This window comes from Pseudomonas sp. Ag1 (genome assembly GCF_000278565.1).
Taxonomy (GTDB): Bacteria; Pseudomonadota; Gammaproteobacteria; order Pseudomonadales; family Pseudomonadaceae; genus Aquipseudomonas.
The window spans coordinates 18,972-38,619 of record NZ_AKVH01000103.1; the positions used below are offsets into that span (position 1 = coordinate 18,972).

A 19,648-nucleotide genomic window follows, 5' to 3' on the forward strand; every position below is an offset into this window, starting at 1 on the left:
CGCACCCCAGCGGGAGCAAGCTCCCTCGCCACAAAAGCGTTTTTAGTAGGCGCCGGAGAGCAGGGCGCCGGCGCCGGGGACGATGGGTTCCAGGTCCAGGGCCTTGAGCATGGCGTAGGTGGTGGCGATGGCGGCGGTGAGTACCGGCAGGCCGGTCTGGGCTTCGACCTTCGCGACCACGGGCAGCGACTGCATTTGTACGCAGGCCGACAGTACAATTACGTCGACACCTTCCAGGTTCATCCCGGCAACAATCGCCGGCAGGTTGGCCGGGTCGTGGCGGGCCACTTCGAGGTTGTCGGGGATTTCCAGGGCGCGCCAGTCCACCACTTCAAAGCCTTCTTCGCGGATGTAGTTCACCACCAGTTCGGTCAGCGGTTTCATGTACGGCGCAACAATGGCGATGCGTTTGGCGCCCATGACTTTCAAGCCTTCGATCAGGGCGCCGGCGCTGGTGATCACCGGGGCGTTGGCGTCGTTGTCGGCGGTGGCCTTGCGCAGGCGTTGCTCGGACTTGCGGTGGTAACCCAGCCCCATGGCCATGATCGCTACCAGGCAGGCGTAGCCCAGCACGTCGACCTTGGCGTCGGACAGTTCGATGGCGCAACGGTCGGACTCACCGTCCATGGCCGCCAGTTCTTCCTTGCGCACTTGCTTCATGCGCATGCGGCTGGAGTGAAAGGTGAAACGTTCCGGGCGGATCGCCTGGCGCGCGTTAAGCATCGCCGGGATCTCGGTTTCCATGGTGGTGTTGGAGCTCGGCACAATCTGGCCGATGCGATAAGGCTTGAGCATGATGGTCTCCGTTATGCAGTCAGGGGCTGGCCGAGGAAGTCGCCGAAGGCAGCGAAAAAGCCTTCAAGGTCATCCCAGGGGATCATGTGTCCTGCATTTGGCACATGGGCGACCTGTAGGGTCGGCTGTAACTGTCGGACTTCCGCGACATCTTCGGCCTGAATTACACCGCCGCGTCCGGCAACAATCAGCAGGGCAGGAGCCTCCAGGTGCGGCAGGTCCTGATGGAAATCGACGGTATGGAAGTCATTGAACGCACGCACGATCGCCGGCTCGTAGCAGGTGTGCAGCCATTCGGCGCGCAGTTGCAGTTGTTCCTCGGTCCAGGTGGCGCAGAAGGCGCGCATCGCCTCCGCATCCATGCCGACCTGGGATTGACGAATCGAATCGACGTACCACGGCAGTTTGCTTGGGTATTCGCGGCGACCCGGGCCGGACATCGGCGGGTCGATCAACACCACGCGGTTGACACCTTGTGGATGGCGCACCGCACTGCGTACGGCAAACCGCGCGCCCATGGAATGGCCGACCAGGTGATAGCTGTCGAGCTTCAGGGCGTCGGCAAACGCGCCAATGTCATCGGCGCAGGTGTCGGCGCTGTAGTCCAGCTCCGGGCCGGTGGACGACAGGCCGCGACCGCGCACGTCCAGCACGTAGGTGTCGAAGTGCAAACCCAGGCGTTCCGCGACAAAACCCCAGGTAATCGCCGGGCTGGTGATACCGGGAATCAGGATCAGTGCCGGGCCCTTGCCGCCGTAACGCAGGTAATGCTGGCGGATACCATTGGCCTGGACGTTGCCGCCATAGAGAAAGCTGCTCACGCCGCCACCCCCGATTTCAGTTGCTGGGCGTAGAGGTCATAGCCGTAGACCCAGTCCGGATCTTCCTGGGTGCGCAGCCAGGTGTTGGCGTTGGACACGGCCTGCACCCGGGACGCGCGTTCCTTGCGGTTGGCTTCATACAGCTCGAACGCGGTGCGGTAGTCGCCGATCCCTGTTTCCTGCAGGCAGCGCGTCAGCATCGCGGCGTCTTCGATGGCCATGCCGGCGCCCTGGGCCATATGGGGTTTCATCGGGTGGCAGGCATCGCCCAGCAATACCAGGCGACCACGGCTCCACAACGGCAGCGGGTTGCGGTTGCGCAACGGCCATTTGGTCACGCTTTCGGTGGATTCGATCAGGGCCTGGACGGTCGGGTGGTAGCCCTTGAAGGCGTCGAACATCTCCTCCCGGCTGCTGTCGACGAAGGCGCCCTGGAAGTCCCATTCCGGGTGCGGCACGCCGGTGACGTAGTAGTACTCGTCGCGGTTGCCGGTGGTGTAGTAGACCATCATGTGCCGGTCCTCGGTCCACCACTTGATGCAGTCTTCGAACTTCAGGTCGTACTTGGCCAACTGGTCGCCACGGATCAGCGCACGGTGCGCGACCCAGCCGCTGTACAGCGGTTTTTCGGCACCCAGCAGCTCTTCACGAATGCGCGAGTTGATGCCGTCGGCACCGATCACGATGTCGGCGTAGGTTACCTCGCCGTCGGCGAAAGTCAGGCGCACCTGGGTATCGGTTTCTTCAAGGGTTTCCAGGCGCTTGTTGAAGTGCAGGGTGCCGGGCTTGAGGGTGGACATCTGCAGCGCGTGCAGATCGCCGCGATGCACGGTGATGTAGGACGCGCCGTAGCCAGTCAGGGGAATGCGTGACAGGTAGTCGCCGGTTTCACCATCGCGGCTGAACCAGTGCTCGGGGTGCGACCCCATCAGGTCCAGCTGTTTTTCGATGCCCATGCGGCGGAAGATTTTCATGATGTTGGGGCCCATGTGGATCCCGGCACCCAGGCGGGAAAACTCCGGCGCCTGCTCGTAGATGTCCACGTCGAACCCTGCCTGTTGCAGCAGGGTGGCAGCGGCGGCACCGCCAAGGCCGGCGCCGACGATTGCGATTTTTTGTGTGCTTCCCATGGGGCGTGGTCCTCTTTTTCGAATAATGGCCGGCGGCGTCTGTCCGCAAGGTTTTTAAAGTGTATACGCTCATTTTTTCAAATGAAAAGCCCACGCCTGAAAAATTGTTTTTTTGGCCATATCGATCCCCTGTAACCGGTTATCTCCATATATAACTGGGCTTGTGTGGATTCGTAACGTTTTGGCGTGGTGCTTGCAGTCCATGATGAAATCAGTTCTTATCGTGATTAATTGGCGTATACGCTATAAAAACGCACTAGAGTGAAGCGCCCTGCAAGATCTTGGTGCAGCAGCTGAGGAGACAGGAAATGCCGGTAAGTGATTGCGAACTGACCCAGATGTTTGAGCATGTGTTGAAGCTCTCGAAGGTCGACCCGACCCAGAGCGTCGCCGTGCTCAAGAGCCATTACTCCGACCCGCGCACCGTGCGCGCCGCGATGGACGCGGCGCAGCGCCTGGGGGCCAAGGTGTATGCGGTGGAGTTGCCGTCGTTCAACCATCCCCGGGCGATGGGCAATGACATGACCGCCTACTGTGGCGACACTGCCCTGACCGGCAATATCGCGGCGCAGCGGGCGCTGGAAGCGGCAGACCTGATCGTCGACACCATGATGCTGTTGCACTCGCCGGAGCAGGAACAGATCCTCAAGACCGGCACGCGCATCCTGCTGGCGGTTGAACCCCCGGAAGTGCTGGCGCGCATGCTGCCGACCGAAGAGGACAAAGTGCGCGTGCTGGCCGCTGAAGAACTGCTGAAAAAAGCCCGCTCGATCCACGTCAAATCCCGCGCCGGCAGTGATTTCCGGGCGGCGCTGGGGCAATACCCGTCCGTCACCGAATACGGCTTTGCCGACGAACCGGGACGCTGGGACCACTGGCCGAGCGGCTTCCTGTTCTCCTGGCCCAATGAGGAAACTGCAGAGGGCGTGCTGGTGCTGGATATCGGCGACATCCTGCTGCCGTTCAAGACCTACACCCGGGAGAAAATCACCCTGGAGATCGAGAAGGGCTTCATCACCAGAATCCACGGTGGTTTCGAGGCCGAATACCTGCGCGACTACATGAAATACTTCAACGACCCCGAGGTATATGGCATCTCCCACATCGGCTGGGGCCTGCAGCCACGGGCGCAATGGACGGCCATGGGCCTGCACGACAAGAACGACGGCATGTGCATGGACGCCCGCGCGTTCTACGGCAACTTCCTGTTCTCCACCGGCCCGAACACCGAAGTCGGCGGCACCCGCAAGACCCCGTGCCACATGGACATCCCGCTGCGCAATTGCGACGTCTACCTCGATGATGAGGCCGTAGTCATCGCCGGCGACGTCGTAGCCCCCAAGGCCTCCCTGGCCCACTAAACATCCAATGTGGGAGCGGGCTTGCTCGCGAATGCGGTACGTCAGTCACACATGCGCCACCTGACACACCGCATTCGCGAGCAAGCCCGCTCCCACATTTCAACCGCGTTCCGGCAATGAGATCCTTGAGTCATTTCCACAACCCCGCCATCATGCCACCCCATCGACCACCGCCTTCCCGAGCCCGCCGTGCCTGATTCCTACGTTTTCTCCGAACAAGTCGGCCACCTGCTGCGCAAGGCCTACCAGCGTCACCTGGCGATCTTCCAGCAGAACGTCGGCGACTCCCAGCTCACCGCCGTGCAGTTCGTCACCCTGTGCGCCCTGCGCGATCACGGTGCAAGTTCGCTCACCGAACTGGTCAAGGCCACCGCCGTCGACCAGGCGACCATCCGTGGCATCGTCGAACGCCTCAAGGCCCGCGAACTGATCACCCTCGAACCCGACCCGCAGGACAAACGCAAAGTCGTGGTCAACCTATCCGACTCCGGCGCCGCCCTGGTGCAGCAAACCGTGCCCTGCGCCGCCACCATCACCGAACTGACCCTGAGCAACCTCAACCCTGCCGAACGCGTCGCCGTACTCTTCCTGCTACGCAAAATGATCGAAGACCCCCAAACCTGACCCCGATCCCCTGTGGTGAGGAAGCTTGCTCCCGCTGGACTGCGCAGCAGGCCCATCTTTTGGGGTCGCTTCGCAACCCAGCGGGAGCAAGCTCCCTCGCCACAGCTATTCATCCATCTTCTGGCACCGTTTTTGCTCTACGTTGATGTAGTAACCACTTCACCCGTCAAGTGTGTCGCGAGACCCCAGGTACGCGACGCTTTTTTTTGACTGTTTGATGTAGTGGACACTTCACCAAATCCAACGGGCGAAGCGAATGACCAGCCAGAACATCACGGTAACGCTTGAGGTCAACGGCCACACCAGCGAAGTCAGCGCAATGGCCGACACCCCGCTGTTGTTGATCCTGCGCAATGATCTGCAACTCAACGGCCCCAAATACGGCTGCGGCCTGGGGGAGTGCGGCGCCTGCACGGTGATCATCGACGGCGTGGCTGCACGCTCCTGCGTCTTCCCCCTGTCGGGTGCCGTGGGACGCAACATCGTCACCCTCGAAGGCCTCGGCACCCGCCAGACCCCGCACCCGGTGCAGCAGGCCTTCATCGATGAACAGGCCGCCCAGTGCGGCTACTGCCTCAACGGCATGATCATGACCGCCAAGGCCTTGCTCGACCGCAATCCCAACCCCAGCGAAGCCGAGGTGCGCAGCGAACTGTCTGGCAACCTCTGCCGCTGTGGCACCCATATCGAAATCCTCCGCGCGGTGCTGCGTGCCGCCCGCCAAACGCCTTGAACGTGGATCGATGACCATGACTGACGCAATCCCTTCCCGCGACCAATGGCTGGCCAAGGCCGGCGTCCTGCTGATCGTCGACGATGTGCTGCCACCTTCGGGGCCGGTGGCCAAAGGCGGCACACCGACCGTCAAGCCCAAGGAGCTGGGGCTGTTTATCGCAGTGAACGATGACGGGCTGGTGTACGCCTTCAACGGGCACGTGGACCTGGGCACCGGCATTCGCACCTCCCTGGCGCAGATCGTCGCTGAAGAACTGGACCTGACCATGGACCAGGTGCGCATGGTGCTGGGCGACACCGAGCGTGCGCCGAACCAGGGCGCGACCATTGCCAGCGCAACCTTGCAGATCTCCGCGATTCCGCTGCGCAATGCCGCCGCCGAAGCCCGGCGTTTCCTGCTGGCGCGGGCGGCGCAACGCTGGTCCGTAAATGCTCAAAGTCTCAAGGTCGACGCAGGCGTTATCCGCGGCGAAGACGGGCGCACCATCACTTATGGTGAACTGGTGACGGGCGAGCATGACCAACTGCGCATCAGCGGCGATGCACCGCTCAAGGCCACCGCCGATTACCGCCTGGTGGGCAAGGGCGCAGCCCGGGTGGATATCCCGGGCAAGGCCACCGGCGAACTGACGTACGTGCACGACATGCGCGTGCCGGACATGCTCCACGGTCGGGTGATCCGCCCACCGTATGCGGGCCTGGATTGCGGTGACTTTGTCGGCAACAGCCTGCTGAAGGTCGACGAGTCTTCCATCGCCCATATCCCGGGCATTGTTGCGGTGGTGGTGATCCGTGATTTTGTCGGCGTGGTGGCCTTGCGCGAAGAGCAGGCAATCAAGGCCGCCCAGGAACTGCAGGTGCACTGGAAACCCTGGAACCACCCACTGCCGGACATGAGCGATGTGGAGCAGGCAATCCGCGACAACCCGCGGGTACGCCGCACCGTGCTCGACCAGGGCAACGTCGACGCAGCCCTGGCCGCCGCCAGCCAGCGCATGCCGCGCACCTACCTGTGGCCATACCAGATGCACGGCTCCATCGGCCCGTCCTGTGGCGTGGCGGATTATCAGCCCGGTGGCAGCCGCATCTGGTCGGGCAGCCAGAACCCGCACCTGCTGCGGGCCGACCTGGCCTGGTTGCTGGAATGCCCGGAAGCGTCCATCGACGTGATTCGCATGGAGGCCGCCGGCTGCTACGGCCGCAACTGCGCCGATGATGTATGCGCCGACGCCTTGCTGCTGTCGCGTGCGGTGGGCAAGCCGGTGCGGGTGCAACTGACCCGCGAACAGGAGCACCTGTGGGAGCCCAAGGGCACCGCGCAATTGATGGATGTCGACGGCGGCCTGAACGCCGACGGCAGCATCGCCGCCTATGACTTTGAAACCAGCTACCCGTCCAACGGCGCGCCCACCCTGGCGCTGCTGTTGACCGGCCGGGTCGAGCCGGTGGCGGCGATGTTCGAGATGGGCGACCGCACCTCGATCCCGCCCTACGACATCGCGAACATGCGCGTCACCATCAACGACATGGCGCCGATCGTTCGCGCCTCGTGGATGCGCGGTGTGTCGGCGTTGCCCAACACCTTCGCCCATGAATCCTATATCGACGAACTGGCGTTTGCCGCCGGGGTCGACCCGGTGGAGTACCGCCTGCGTTACCTGAAGGACGAGCGCGCCATCGACCTGGTGAAATCCACCGCCGAACGCGCCAACTGGGCACCGCGCACCGCGCCGATGCAAACCGCGAATGAGGACCACCTGCTGCGTGGTCGGGGCTTTGCCTACGCGCGCTACATCCACAGCAAGTTTCCCGGCTTCGGCGCGGCGTGGGCGGCGTGGGTCGCGGACGTGGCCATCGACAAGCAGACCGGCGATGTCTCGGTGACGCGGGTGGTGATCGGGCATGACTCGGGGATGATGATCAACCCCGCAGGGGTGCAGCATCAGATCCACGGCAATGTGATCCAGTCCACCAGCCGTGTGCTCAAGGAGCGCGTGACCTTTGAAGAGTCGACCGTGGCGAGCAAGGAGTGGGGCGGTTATCCGATCCTGACCTTCCCGGAAGTGCCGCAGATCGACGTACTGATGATGCCGCGCCAGGACCAGCCCCCGATGGGCGCCGGTGAGTCGGCCTCGGTGCCCAGCGCGGCGGCGATTGCCAACGCGATCTATGACGCCACCGGCATCCGTTTTCGCGAGCTGCCGATTACTCCCGAGCGGGTATTGGCGGCGCTGAATGCTGGCGCCCTGGGCGAGCCGGCGAAGTCCCCGGAAAAGCGCCGCAAATGGTTGTTCGGCTCATTGTTCGCCGCCTTTGGCGCGGTGCTGGGCATGGCTGCTACCGCGTGGCCGTTTCACAGCGAAATTGCCCCGATTGCACCGCCCAGTGCAGGCACCTGGTCCAAGGCCACCCTGGAGCGCGGGCGCTTGCTGGCCGCCGTGGGGGATTGCGCGGTGTGCCACACGGCACCGGGCGGTGCCACCAATGCCGGCGGGCTGGCGATGCATACGCCGTTCGGCACCCTTTACAGCAGCAACATCACCCCGGATGAGAAAACCGGGATTGGCAACTGGTCCTACCCGGCGTTCGAGCGGGCGATGCGCGACGGCATTGGCCGCGACGGGCGCAACCTGTACCCGGCGTTTCCCTATACGGCGTTTCGCAATATCAACGATGCCGACATGCAGGCGCTGTATGCCTACCTGATGTCCCAGGCGCCGGTGAGCCAGGCACCGGTGCCGAATGCGATGAAGTTTCCGTTCAATATCCGGCCGTTGATGGCCGGCTGGAATGCGCTGTTCCTGCGCCGCGGAGAAATCAGCGTGCAGCCACAGCGCAGCGAGCAATGGAATCGTGGCGCTTACCTGGTCAACGGTTTGGGGCACTGCGCGGCGTGCCATTCGCCGCGCAACCTGATGGGGGCGGAGAAGGGCGGCAATGCGTTCCTCGCGGGCGGCAGGGTGGACGGTTGGGAAGCGCCGGCCTTGAATGGCTTGTCCAAGGCGCCGACGCCGTGGACCGAAGACCAATTGTTCAGCTACCTGAGCACTGGTTATTCCGATGCCCATGGCGTGGCAACGGGGCCGATGGGACCGGTCGTGACTGAACTGGCGAAACTGCCCAAGACCGACATCCGCGCGATGGCGGTGTACCTGGCTTCGCTGAACGACAGCGGCGCCGCCGAAGCGCAGGTGGTGGCAGCTGCGACGGTGCCCAATGCCAATGGGCGACGGGTATTCGAAGGTTCATGCAAGGCCTGCCATGCCGACGGACAGGGCCCGAAGCTGTTCGGCGTCAGCCCGTCACTGGCGACCAATACCAATGTGCACAGCGATCGACCGGACAACCTGATCAAGGTGATTTTGCAAGGGATCAGCACTCCGGCGACCAAGGATCTGGGTTACATGCCGGCGTTCAAGGACAGTTTGTCGAACACCCAAGTGGCGGAGTTGGCCGCCTACCTGCGCGGGCGCTTCGCACCCCATGCACCGCAGTGGGAAAGCCTGGAGCAAACCGTGGCACACCTGCGAGCCAATCCCGGTACCCATTGATTCACACGGTCAAAAAATGTGGGAGCGGGCTTGCTCGCGAAAGCGGTTCGTCAGTCGCCAAATATATTGACTGATACACCGCATTCGCGAGCAAGCCCGCTCCCACATTTAGATCCAGGTTCTACCGTTGGATGGGCGGTGTCACGCATACCCCGCGCAACACCAGATCACTGATAAACCCCAGCCAATCCCGCTGCTGGGTCTTATCCGCCAAATCCTCCCCCAAAAACGAACTCAGCGTGTGCTGGTTGGAGTTATAGAAGTAGCACAACGAAGCAATCATCAAGTACACATGCTTGATGTCCACATCTTCACGAAACAGCCCCTGGGCCTGGCCCGCCTCAATGATCGGCCGCAACACCCCAACCGCCTCCCCGGACAACCGCCGCAGTTCACCCGACTGCTTCGCATGCCTGCCCTGGTGCAGGTTCTCGATGCTCAGGATCGCCACAAACTCGGGATGCTTGACGTAGTAATTCCAGATAAACCCCACCAGCGCCTGCAACGCTTGCACCGGTGCAGTCAGGTCGAGCTTGAGCTTGCTTTCGGCCTTGTTGAACTGTTCATAGGTGTGCTCCAGCACACACACAAACAGGTGCTCCTTGCTGCCGAAGTAGTAATACAGCATGCGGTCGTTGGAGTCGGCCTCGCGGGAAATGCTTTCCACACGCCCGCCGGAATAGCCGTCGCGGGTGAAGACCTTGACCGCCGCCTGGAGAATCCGCGCGCGGGTCTGGTCGGCTTGCTGGGCGCGGATACCGGTCTTCTTGATCACCATCGAAAAGCCTCTGCTGCGCGGCGTAAAGGCCCGGAATATAGCATGGGCATTATTCCGTTACCGACAGGCTCTGTCACAAACGCGGCATAACGCTGGGGCTTGGATCGGAAACGTATTACTTTCGAGTTCTTCTAATAAACAGAGTAGCCAGGGATGAAATACCAACCGTTTACCCGAACTTTGATTGCCACCGCGCTGGTGCTGACTGTAGGCGGCGTGCAGGCGGCCTCCCAGGCCCCGGTGGCTGGCGAAAATGGCATGGTGGTCACCGCCCAGCATCTGGCGACCCATGTGGGCGTGGATGTGCTCAAGGCCGGCGGCAACGCCGTGGATGCGGCGGTGGCGGTGGGCTACGCCCTGGCCGTGGTGTACCCGGCGGCCGGCAACCTGGGCGGCGGTGGGTTCATGACCGTGCAACTGGCCGACGGCCGCAAGACCTTCCTCGACTTCCGCGAAAAAGCCCCGCTGGCCGCGACCGCCGACATGTACCTGGACAAGGACGGCAACGTGGTCCCGGACCTCAGCTCCAAGGGCCACCTGGCGGTCGGCGTTCCCGGCACTGTGTCGGGCATGGAACTGGCGCTGAGCAAATACGGCACCCTCAAGCGCGCCCAGGTCATCGCCCCGGCGATCAAGCTGGCCGAAGACGGTTTTGCCCTGGAGCAGGGCGATGTCGACCTGCTGCACACCGCTACTGACGAATTCAAGAAAGACAAAGACCTGCGCGGCATCTTCCTGCACGGAGGCGAGCCGATGCTGGTGGGCCAGAAGCTGGTGCAGAAAGACCTGGCGAAAACCCTGCGGGAAATCTCCGCCAAGGGCACCGATGGCTTCTACAAAGGCTGGGTAGCCAAGGCGATTGTGGATTCCAGCCAATCGGGCAAAGGCATCATCACCCAAGCCGACCTGGACAAATACAAGACCCGCGAACTGGCGCCCATCGAGTGTGACTACCGTGGCTACCACGTGGTGTCCGCACCACCACCGAGCTCGGGCGGGGTGGTCATCTGCGAAATCATGAACATCCTCGAAGGCTACCCGATGGCCGACCTCGGCTATCACTCGGCCCAGGGCCTGCACTACCAGATCGAAGCCATGCGCCACGCGTACGTCGACCGCAACAGCTACCTCGGCGACCCGGACTTCGTGCAGAACCCGGTCGAGCACCTGCTGGACAAGGATTACGCCGCCAAACTGCGCGCTGCCATCGACCCGCAGAAAGCCGGGATCTCCCAGGACATCAAGCCGGGCGTTTCGCCCCACGAAGGCAATAACACCACCCACTACTCCATCGTCGACAAGTGGGGCAACGCGGTCTCGGTGACCTACACCCTCAACGACTGGTTCGGCGCGGGCGTGATGGCGAGCAAGACCGGGGTGATCCTCAACGACGAAATGGACGACTTCACCTCCAAGATCGGCGTGCCGAACATGTACGGCCTGGTGCAGGGCGAAGCCAACGCCATTGCTCCGGGCAAGACGCCGCTGTCGTCCATGAGCCCGACCATCGTCACCAAGGATGGCAAGGCGGTGATGGTGGTGGGTACGCCGGGTGGCAGCCGTATCATCACGGCCACGTTGCTGACCATCCTCAACGTGATCGACTACAAGATGAACATCCAGGAAGCCGTGGACGCCCCGCGTTTCCACCAGCAATGGCTGCCTGAGGCGACCAATATCGAACGCTTTGCCCTGAGCCCCGACACCCAGAAAATCCTCGAAGGCTGGGGCCACAAGTTTGCCGGCCCGCAGGACGCCAACCACCTGGCGGCGATCCTGGTAGGCGCGCCGTCCCTGGACGGCAAGCCGGTCGGCAATAACCGTTTCTATGGGGCCAACGACCCTCGGCGCAATACCGGGTTGTCGCTGGGCTACTAAAGCCCGCGGATCAGCTCCAGCACCTCGGCCTTCTTCAACGGGTGCTTCAGGCGTTGCGAGAGCAGCGCCATGGCTCGCTGATGTTCACAGGCAACCACCGCTTCCACTTCGTCGCCCTGGCAGAGCAGGGCGATGAAGTCGTGCCGCTGCAGGTCGCCTTCCACGTGGAGCTGATTCCAGTGGCGGGGGTGGCCCAGCAGTTCAAAGGTCTTGCCGAAGTGATACGTCCAGAAGAACGGCACATCGGCAAACACCTGTTGTGCGCCCAGCATATTGCGCGCCGCCAGCACCCCGAGTTGCTGCGCCACACGCCAGTGTTCGATGCGCACGGGTTGGCCGTTCCATGGAAAGGTCACCATATCGCCCGCCGCCCATAGTCCGGGCGCGACAGACAAACCGGCATCGGCTTTCAGCGACTGGTCCTCGGCTTTTTCCACCCCCTCGACAAACCCCGTGGCAGGCGTGACGCCGACGCCTATCAGTACCAGGTCTGCGGCCAATCTGTGGCCGTTTTTCAGCACCACCGTCGTCACGTCCATGTGGCCTTCCAGGCGTGCAGGCTCGCTGGCGGTGTGGAATATCACGCCGTTGGCTTCATGCAATTGGCGCAGTGAGGCACCGATGCGCTTGCCCAGTTGGGCCGCCAGCGGAATCTCGTGACGGCCCACCACCTGCACCGTCAACCCGCGCTTGCGTAAGGCGGACGCGGCTTCCAGGCCGATAAAACTGTCGCCGATGATCACTGCGCACGAGCCCGGTTGAGCCGCCTTGACGATACGCGCCGCATCGTCCCGGGAGCGCAACACGAACACGTTGTTGAGTACGGTGCCCGGAATATCCAGCGGCCTGGCTTCGCCGCCGGTGGCCAGCAGTGCGGCGTCGTAGTCGAAATGGCGACCGTCCGCAAGCTCGAGGCGCTTGGCTTGAGGGTCGAGATGGCGCACTTCGCCGTGGATCCGCGACGCGTGGCAGGTGGCCTCGTCCAGCAAGGGCGGTGTTTCCTGCGGCGGCATCTCGCCGCAGATGACGAATTTGCTCAGGGCGGTGCGGTCGTAGGCGGGGTCCTGTTCCTGGTCGATCCACAACAACCGGCCGCTGAAACCCTTGCGGCGCAGCGTGGCCACGGCCGCCGAACCGGCTGCACCGGCGCCAATCACGATAAAGCAGCGCGAATCGTTGGTGTGCGGGGCAGCGGGCGAGGGCAGTGCTTCGTCGCCCACACTGACCACGCCGTCGTGAATCTGCACCGGGTACTGCTTGAGCTGCACCAGCGCGGGCGGCTCGCAGACCTGGCCGTCATCCACCCGGAAGGCCGCCTTGTGCCACGGGCAAATGATCCTCCCGTCACAGACCACGCCTTGCTCCAGGGGCGCCCCGGCGTGGGGGCAATCCGCCTGATAGGCACGAACCTCGCTACCCGAACGCACCAGCAGGATGTGATGGGCGGCGGTTTCAACACGAACGCCACGGTCTTCGGGCAAGTTGATCAAGCGGGCAACGATGCGCATGTTCATAGGCCAATCTCCTTTTAAGGATTGACCTGTGCCCCGGGTAGAGGACTGCGTTGACCCGATAACCGGTCTTCAGCCCTGCGTGCCAGAGCGTTGAAAGTGGGCCATGCGTAACGAGCGGTGCATGAAAACCGTCCCCGCCGGTCAATCCAGCAGTTGTTCCACAGCTGAAAAGGCCTGGTCCTGGCGTGCTTGCCAATCCCCACGGATGACCCGTAACGGCTGATGATGTTGCTCCAGCCAGTCACGACTGGCCTGGAAAAACGCCAGGCGATCGGCAAACTCCGGCTGGCAGCGCTGGCCATCGGCGGTCCACTCCACGTCTTCCGGCGACAGCAGCAGGTGCAGGTCGTAGTGGCGGGCGAGCAGTTCGCTGTCGAGCCACGCCGGGTAGTCGCCAAACAGGGTCTGGCTCCACAGCTTGTTGGTCAGCAGGTTGGTGTCGAGGATCAGCAACGCCGGCTGCGCGGCGCGGGCGGCATCTTCCCAGGCCAACTGGCCCCGGGCGATCTCCGGGATATCCGCCAGGGTGGTATCGCGCTGGTGGTGGTCGATGAAATAACGCACGTATTCGCCCACCATCACCCCGCCAAAATGTGCCTGCAACTGGGCGGCCAGCCAGCTTTTACCGCTGGATTCCGGGCCGGCCAGTACCACCACCTTCATGCGTGCAACGCCGGGTCGGCGCGCCATTCACGCCAGCCCTGCACCGCGATCACGGTGAACAAGGCGTAGAGCGCGGCGGTGAGGTACAGGCCTTTGTAGAGGAACAGCCCGACGAAGATCACATCCACGGTGATCCACAACGGCCAGCACTGCACGCGTTTTTGCGCCATCCACATCTGCGCCACCAGGCTGAAGCCGGTCAGGGCCGCGTCCAGCCAGGGTTGGGCGGCGTCGGTCCAGTGGGCCATGGCTGCGCCCAGCAACAGGCTGCCCACAGCACCCACAGCCAGGCCTTGCAGGATCGGTTGCAGGCCCAGGCTGGTGACTTGCCGGCCTTGCTTGACCTCACCGGCGCGGGTCCACTGCCACCAGCCGTAGAGTTGCAGGGCGGCGTAGATCACTTGCAGGAGCATGTCGGAGTAGAGCTTCACATCGAAGAAGATCCAGGTGTACAGCAGCACCATCACCAGGCCGATGGGCCAGCACCACGGGTTCTGTTTAACCGTCAACCAGACAGCGATCACCCCCAGGGCGGCGGCAAACAGTTCAAGCCCGGACATGGCGGTTCCTTGGGGGAGTCGAAGAGGGCGCTGATTGTAACCAATGTGGGAGCGGGCTTGCTCGCGAATGCGGTGAGTCAGCCAACAAATTTGGCACAGATACACCGCATTCGCGAGCAAGCCCGCTCCCACATTTGAGCGGCGTCAGACCTTGAACTGGCGGAGCAGGCTGTCGAGTTGTTCGCTCAGGCCTTTCAAGTGCGCACTCGCGACGCTGGACTGCTGCGCCGCCAGTGCCGTGCTGTGGGACAAGCCGGCTGCCTGGGTGACATTCTGGTTGATGTCTTCCACCACATGCGCCTGCTGCAACGTGGCACTGGCAATCGAGGCGTTCAGCCCGTTGAGATTACGCAGCGCCTGGCCGATGGCAGTCAGGCTCGCTCCCGCCTGGCCTGCTTGTTCGATGGTCAGTTGCGAGGCCTGGTGGCTGTCACTGATGACCTTGACCGCTGCCTCCGAATGGCCTTGCAGGCGCTCGATCATCGCCTGGATCTCTGCCGTGGATTTTTGCGTGCGCTGGGCCAGCAGCCGTACTTCGTCGGCCACCACCGCAAAACCACGGCCTTGCTCCCCGGCGCGGGCCGCTTCGATGGCGGCGTTGAGGGCCAGCAAGTTGGTCTGGTCGGCAATCGAGCGGATCACTTCCAGCACGCCGCCAATCTGCGTGCTTTCAGTCGACAGCGTCCGGATCACCTCCACGGCCTGGCTGATGGTGCCGGAGAGCTGGTCGATCCGTTGCAGGCTGCCATCGATATTGAGCTGGCCCTGTTCGGCCTGCACCTGGGCATCGCGCATTTCGCTGGCGGCATGCTCGGCATTTTTGGCCACGTCCTGTACGCCATAGGTGACTTCATTGATCGCCGTCGCCACCAGTTCCATCTGCTGCGATTGCTGCTGGCTGCGGTCATGGGCATCGCTGGCGTTGCTGCCCAGCTCGGTGGACGACTGGCCCAAGGCGTTGGCGCAGGTCTGCAACTGGCCCACCACCTGCCGCAGCTTGGCGGTAAAGCTGTTGAAGTGCCGCGACAATTGAGTGACTTCATCCTGGCCATGGGTGTCGAGGGTGCGGGTCAGGTCGCTTTCGCCACTGGCGATATTGGCCATCGCATTCACTGCCTGCTGCAACGGGCGCACGATGCTGCGGGCGATCAGCACCACCAGCAGGCCCATGATCAGCGCGATCACCAGGCCAACCACCGAGGCTTTCCACACCTGGCCGCGGAACTCGCCTTGCACGTCATCGACATACACGCCGGAACCGATGATCCAGCCCCAGGGTTCAAACAGCTGTATATAGGAGGTCTTGGCCACCGGCGCATCGGCGCCGGGCTTGGGCCAGCGGTAATTCACCATCCCCGCGCCCTTGGCCTTGGCCAGGATCACGAACTCGTTGAACACCGCAAAGCCGTCCGGATCACGGATGGCCGACAGGTTCTGGCCGTCGAGCTTGGGGTTGGCCGCGTGCATGATCATCACGGGGGTGAGGTCGTTGATCCAGAAGTAGTCGTCCTTTCCGTAACGCAGGCCACGTACCGCGCTCAAGGCTTGCTTCTGCGCCGCTTCACGGCTCAGGACGCCGCTGGTTTCGAGGCTGTGATAATAAGTCAGGATCCCGCTGGCGGTTTGCACCACGCGCTGGGTCTGCTCACTCTTGGCCTGGTACAGGTCGCCATGAATCTGCTTGAGCATAAGCAGGCCGAGGGTTAGCAGCATCAGCACGGCGACGATCAGGATCAGCCAGAGGCGCCGGCTGATAGACATATTGCGCAAACTGTTCATGGTCCTGTCACTCCGTGTTCTTATAATTTTGGGTGCTGCATCGACATTTCCGGCTTGTCTGATAGGCTTTCGGCCCAGAATCAAAAAACCTGAGTCCTGCCTGATTTTTCACGGAATTTTCGCAGTTCGGCCTTGATTATTTGCGCTGTGCTTGCAGCGCACTCTTCGTTAGTGAACGTCTAAAAAATATCAACGAGGCATGCCGTGGGCATGACCTTTGGGGGAATCGATGGATCTTTGGACCGCCGTACAGGCACTGATACTCGGCGTTGTAGAGGGGCTGACGGAGTTTTTGCCGATCTCCAGTACCGGGCACCAGATTATCGTGGCCGACTTGATCAACTTCGGTGGCGAACGCTTTGAAGCGTTCAATATCATCATCCAGCTGGGCGCGATCCTGGCGGTGGTGTGGGAGTTTCGACGCAAGATCCTCGACGTGGTCATTGGCTTGCCGACCCAGCGCAATGCCCAGCGTTTCACCGTCAACCTGATCATTGCCGTATTGCCGGCGGTGGTGCTGGGGGTGATTTTCGCCGACCTGATCAAACACTACCTGTTCAACCCGATCACCGTTGCGGCGGCGTTGGTGGTGGGCGGCGTCATCATGTTGTGGGCCGAGCGCCGCCAGCATGAAGTGCACGCCGAAACCGTCGACGACATCACCTGGAAGGACGCGATCAAAGTCGGCTTTGCCCAGTGCCTGGCCATGATCCCGGGCACCTCGCGCTCGGGCGCTACCATCATTGGCGGCCTGTTGTTCGGCCTGTCACGCAAGACCGCCACCGAGTTCTCGTTCTTCCTGGCGATGCCGACCATGGTCGGCGCAGCGGTGTATTCGGGCTACAAGTACCGTCACCTGTTCCAGCCGGATGACCTGCCGGTGTTTGCCATCGGCTTTGTCACCTCGTTCATCTTCGCGATGATCGCGGTCAAGGCGCTGCTCAAGTTCATCGCCAGCCACAGCTACGCGGCGTTCGCCTGGTACCGGATCGCCTTCGGCCTGGTGATCCTGGCCACCTGGCAGTTCGGCTGGATCGACTGGTCGGCCGTCAAGCCATGATCATCCAGCATCCGCGCTTCAAGGCGTTGGTGTTTGCACTGTTGTGCGCCGCGCCGCTGTTTGGTGCGGCGCTGCTGGGGTACCGCGGGGTTTCGCTGATCCCGCTGGTGGCCTATGGCGTGGTCAGCGTGGTGGCGTTCCTGCTGTACTGGAGCGACAAGCGCAAGGCTCGCGAAGACAGCTGGCGCACCCCGGAAAACGTCCTGCACGCGGTGGAGCTGGCAGGCGGTTGGCCGGGGGCGTTGATTGCCCAGCAGGTGTTCCGCCACAAGACGCGCAAGGTGTCTTATCAGGTGGTGTTCTGGCTGATCGTGTTGCTGCACCAGGTGTTCTGGATTGATCAGCTGTTCCTGGGTGGCACGCTACTCTCGATCTTCTAGCAACAAGCCGACCTGCGTGCGCTTGGGCAGCTTGCTCACCACCAACTGGTGGGAACGCTGCAACAGGCCACGCAGTTCCTCGGCGCCCAGCGGGTAGGGCGTTTCCATGATGATCCACTGCGCCCGCGCCAGGTACGGCGCCGGGTGGATGCCGGGGCGATCCACATGGCCCAGGAACAGCTCCTTGTCGACCTTGAAGGCCAGCGAGTCGCCCCGCAGGTTCTGCAAGGCAAACATCTTGTTGCCAGCAATCGAAAACACCCGTACGCCACCCCATTTGTAATCTTCCCGCGCGCCGGGCAAGCCCAGGCAAAACGTGGCGACTTGTTCTTCGGTCATTCTCATAGCAAACGGTCTCCGCAACCTTTGAAGGCGTTATCCAGGTGGTCGATCCAGGCCCGCACGGCCGGCAACACGCCGCGCCGATGTGGGTACACCGCCTGCAACCAGCCACCCGGCAATGACCATTGCGGCAAGAGCTGCACCAATTGGCCGTTGGCCAATTCCTCCTCGCAATACATCATCGGCAGCACGGTAAACCCCAGGCCGGCGAGGGCGCAGGCCTTGCGTACCAGGAAATCATCGATCCCCAGCCGCGCTTCCATCACCAGGTCGTGGCTGCTGCCCTCCGGGCTGAGCATGCGGAAGTGCACCATGCGGTCTGCTTCCAGGGCGCCCAGCACCGGCAGTTGCTTGAGGTCTTCCAGGGTGTCGATCTGCCGCTCACGCACAAAGTCGGGGCTGGCGACAATCGCGGTCTGGGCCTGGCGCAGGCGCTTGGTCACCAGCAGCGGGTCTTCATCCCCAAGCTCGCGCACGCGCAAGGCCACATCAATGCCTTCGGCCACCAGGTCGACGCGGCGGTTGACCAGGTTCATCTCCAACTGCACCAGCGGGTTGGCGGTGAGAAACTCCGCCACCACGGTCTGCAGGAATTGGTGAGCCAGGCCCACGGGGCTGCTGACCCGCAGCCGACCGCGGGGTTCGCTGGACATGCTGGCCACTGCCTCATCGGCCATTTCCGCCTCCAGCAGCATTGCCTGGCAGTGGCGCAGGTAGCGTTCACCCACGGCAGTGAGGGTCAGTTGGCGGGTGGTACGTTGCAGCAAGCGGGCGCCGAGGCGTTCTTCCAGCTCGGCAATGCGCCGCGACAGCCGCGACTTGGGAATCCCCAGCAGTCGCCCGGCAGCGGCGAAACCGCCGGCTTCCACCACCTTGGCGAAGTAGTAGAGGTCATTCAGATCTTGCATGGTCGGCCTATTGTCCTGTCAGTGGGACGAATAATCGCATATTGCCTGACTAATCGCTGATTGGTTTCATCTGTAGGCTTATTTCCATTCCGTCGCCCTTGGCGATGCTTACTTGGAGATTAACCATGAAACTGTTGCATATCGATTCCAGCATCCTCGGCGACAACTCGGTTTCCCGTCAGTTGAGCGCAGGTGTCGTCAAGACCTGGCAGGCGGCCGAGCCAGGCGTTGAAGTGACCTACCGTGACCTGGCCAGCGAAGGCATCAACCACTTTTCCGGCGTGACCCTGGGTGCACTGGGCACCGCTGCCGAGCTGCGTGATGCCGTACAGAAACATGAAGCCGAGCTGAGCGCCAACACCCTCGCCGAATTCCTCGCGGCCGACGCCATCGTCCTGGCTGCGCCGATGTACAACTTCACCATCCCGACCCAACTCAAGGCCTGGATCGACCGTATCGCCGTCGCCGGCCAGACATTCCGCTACACCGAAAACGGTCCTGAAGGCCTGGCCGGTGGCAAGAAAGTCATCATCGTGTCGACCTCCGGCGGCCTGCACGTTGGCCAGCCTACCGGTGTGGCTCACGAAGACTACCTGAAAGTACTGCTGGGCTTCCTCGGCATCACCGACATCGAAATCGTCCGCGCTCACGGCCTGGGCTATGGCGATGAAGTGCGCAGCAAGGCGATCAGCGACGCCAACGCAGTGATCAACGAACAATTGTTCGCCGCAGCGTAAGACTTGTGTAAATTTTGCTGTTCCTCGATATC

18 protein-coding genes are annotated in these 19,648 nt (G+C 62.5%); 8 read left to right on the plus strand and 10 right to left on the minus strand.

The features are described 5' to 3' along the window. Positions 1 to 42 precede the first annotated feature (42 nt). The 3 genes from A462_RS13165 to A462_RS13155 are packed head-to-tail and all read right to left on the minus strand — an operon-like array spanning position 43 to position 2,746. A complete protein-coding gene (locus tag A462_RS13165) occupies positions 43 to 795 on the minus strand; it encodes a maleate cis-trans isomerase family protein (protein ID WP_003215329.1) in 753 nt (250 codons plus the stop codon). Between the two features lie 11 nt (positions 796 to 806). Continuing rightward, positions 807 to 1,616, minus strand: coding sequence for an alpha/beta fold hydrolase (locus tag A462_RS13160; RefSeq protein WP_008436143.1), 810 nt, complete (start codon positions 1,614 to 1,616; stop codon positions 807 to 809). Continuing rightward, positions 1,613 to 2,746 (minus strand): FAD-dependent monooxygenase, encoded by a 1,134-nt coding sequence (locus A462_RS13155; protein ID WP_008436145.1) that lies wholly within the window; start codon positions 2,744 to 2,746, stop codon positions 1,613 to 1,615. The genes A462_RS13160 and A462_RS13155 overlap by 4 nt, the downstream gene beginning before the upstream one ends. Before the next feature lie 308 nt (positions 2,747 to 3,054). Here A462_RS13155 and A462_RS13150 point away from each other — a divergent pair, with 308 nt between their 5' ends. The 4 genes from A462_RS13150 to A462_RS13135 all read left to right on the plus strand — a co-directional run bounded on the left by A462_RS13150 (position 3,055) and on the right by A462_RS13135 (position 9,017). Further along, positions 3,055 to 4,107, plus strand: a complete 1,053-nt coding sequence (locus A462_RS13150) for a 2,5-dihydroxypyridine 5,6-dioxygenase (RefSeq protein WP_003215335.1) — start codon at positions 3,055 to 3,057, stop codon at positions 4,105 to 4,107. A gap of 189 nt (positions 4,108 to 4,296) precedes the next feature. Continuing rightward, entirely contained in the window at positions 4,297 to 4,731 is a 435-nt protein-coding gene (locus tag A462_RS13145) for a MarR family winged helix-turn-helix transcriptional regulator (protein ID WP_003215338.1), read from the plus strand. A gap of 256 nt (positions 4,732 to 4,987) precedes the next feature. After that, positions 4,988 to 5,464 (plus strand): (2Fe-2S)-binding protein, encoded by a 477-nt coding sequence (locus tag A462_RS13140; protein WP_008436149.1) that lies wholly within the window; start codon positions 4,988 to 4,990, stop codon positions 5,462 to 5,464. Positions 5,465 to 5,480: 16 nt separating this feature from the next. After that, positions 5,481 to 9,017 (plus strand): molybdopterin cofactor-binding domain-containing protein, encoded by a 3,537-nt coding sequence (locus tag A462_RS13135; protein WP_008436151.1) that lies wholly within the window; start codon positions 5,481 to 5,483, stop codon positions 9,015 to 9,017. A 121-nt stretch (positions 9,018 to 9,138) separates the two neighbouring features. On the opposite strand, the gene A462_RS13130 is transcribed toward A462_RS13135, so the two are convergent. Next, entirely contained in the window at positions 9,139 to 9,795 is a 657-nt protein-coding gene (locus A462_RS13130) for a TetR/AcrR family transcriptional regulator (RefSeq protein ID WP_008436154.1), read from the minus strand. A 153-nt stretch (positions 9,796 to 9,948) separates the two neighbouring features. Here A462_RS13130 and ggt point away from each other — a divergent pair, with 153 nt between their 5' ends. After that, positions 9,949 to 11,673 carry a gamma-glutamyltransferase gene (gene ggt, locus A462_RS13125; RefSeq protein WP_008436157.1) on the plus strand — a complete coding sequence of 575 codons (1,725 nt, stop codon included), beginning with the start codon at positions 9,949 to 9,951 and terminating at the stop codon, positions 11,671 to 11,673. On the opposite strand, the gene A462_RS13120 is transcribed toward ggt, so the two are convergent. From A462_RS13120 to A462_RS13105, 4 genes are all read right to left on the minus strand, one after another. Next, a complete protein-coding gene (locus tag A462_RS13120) occupies positions 11,670 to 13,187 on the minus strand; it encodes an FAD-dependent oxidoreductase (protein ID WP_008436158.1) in 1,518 nt (505 codons plus the stop codon). The two genes, ggt and A462_RS13120, sit on opposite strands and share 4 nt — an antisense overlap. A 141-nt stretch (positions 13,188 to 13,328) precedes the next feature. Beyond that, positions 13,329 to 13,850: an AAA family ATPase gene (locus tag A462_RS13115; protein ID WP_008436159.1), complete on the minus strand. Its 522-nt coding sequence runs from the start codon at positions 13,848 to 13,850 to the stop codon at positions 13,329 to 13,331. After that, positions 13,847 to 14,410 (minus strand): nicotinamide riboside transporter PnuC, encoded by a 564-nt coding sequence (pnuC, locus tag A462_RS13110; protein WP_003215352.1) that lies wholly within the window; start codon positions 14,408 to 14,410, stop codon positions 13,847 to 13,849. The genes A462_RS13115 and pnuC overlap by 4 nt, the downstream gene beginning before the upstream one ends. A 144-nt stretch (positions 14,411 to 14,554) precedes the next feature. Then, a complete protein-coding gene (locus tag A462_RS13105) occupies positions 14,555 to 16,189 on the minus strand; it encodes a methyl-accepting chemotaxis protein (protein ID WP_008436160.1) in 1,635 nt (544 codons plus the stop codon). A gap of 229 nt (positions 16,190 to 16,418) precedes the next feature. On the opposite strand from A462_RS13105, the gene A462_RS13100 reads away from it, so the two are divergent. Together A462_RS13100 and A462_RS13095 are read left to right on the plus strand one after the other, a co-directional pair. Continuing rightward, positions 16,419 to 17,249 (plus strand): undecaprenyl-diphosphate phosphatase, encoded by an 831-nt coding sequence (locus tag A462_RS13100; protein WP_003215357.1) that lies wholly within the window; start codon positions 16,419 to 16,421, stop codon positions 17,247 to 17,249. Next, positions 17,246 to 17,629 carry a DUF1294 domain-containing protein gene (locus A462_RS13095; protein ID WP_003215359.1) on the plus strand — a complete coding sequence of 128 codons (384 nt, stop codon included), beginning with the start codon at positions 17,246 to 17,248 and terminating at the stop codon, positions 17,627 to 17,629. The genes A462_RS13100 and A462_RS13095 overlap by 4 nt, the downstream gene beginning before the upstream one ends. On the opposite strand, the gene A462_RS13090 is transcribed toward A462_RS13095, so the two are convergent. Together A462_RS13090 and A462_RS13085 are read right to left on the minus strand one after the other, a co-directional pair. Continuing rightward, positions 17,612 to 17,974 carry an MmcQ/YjbR family DNA-binding protein gene (locus tag A462_RS13090; RefSeq protein WP_032899493.1) on the minus strand — a complete coding sequence of 121 codons (363 nt, stop codon included), beginning with the start codon at positions 17,972 to 17,974 and terminating at the stop codon, positions 17,612 to 17,614. The two genes, A462_RS13095 and A462_RS13090, sit on opposite strands and share 18 nt — an antisense overlap. Beyond that, positions 17,971 to 18,879: a LysR substrate-binding domain-containing protein gene (locus A462_RS13085; protein WP_003215364.1), complete on the minus strand. Its 909-nt coding sequence runs from the start codon at positions 18,877 to 18,879 to the stop codon at positions 17,971 to 17,973. Before A462_RS13085 ends, A462_RS13090 begins: the two co-directional genes overlap by 4 nt. A 125-nt stretch (positions 18,880 to 19,004) precedes the next feature. Between A462_RS13085 and A462_RS13080 the strand changes: the two genes are divergently transcribed. Next, the gene (locus A462_RS13080; protein ID WP_003215366.1) at positions 19,005 to 19,616 is read left to right on the plus strand and encodes an FMN-dependent NADH-azoreductase; all 612 of its coding nucleotides are present in this window, start codon (positions 19,005 to 19,007) and stop codon (positions 19,614 to 19,616) included. Positions 19,617 to 19,648 lie beyond the last annotated feature (32 nt).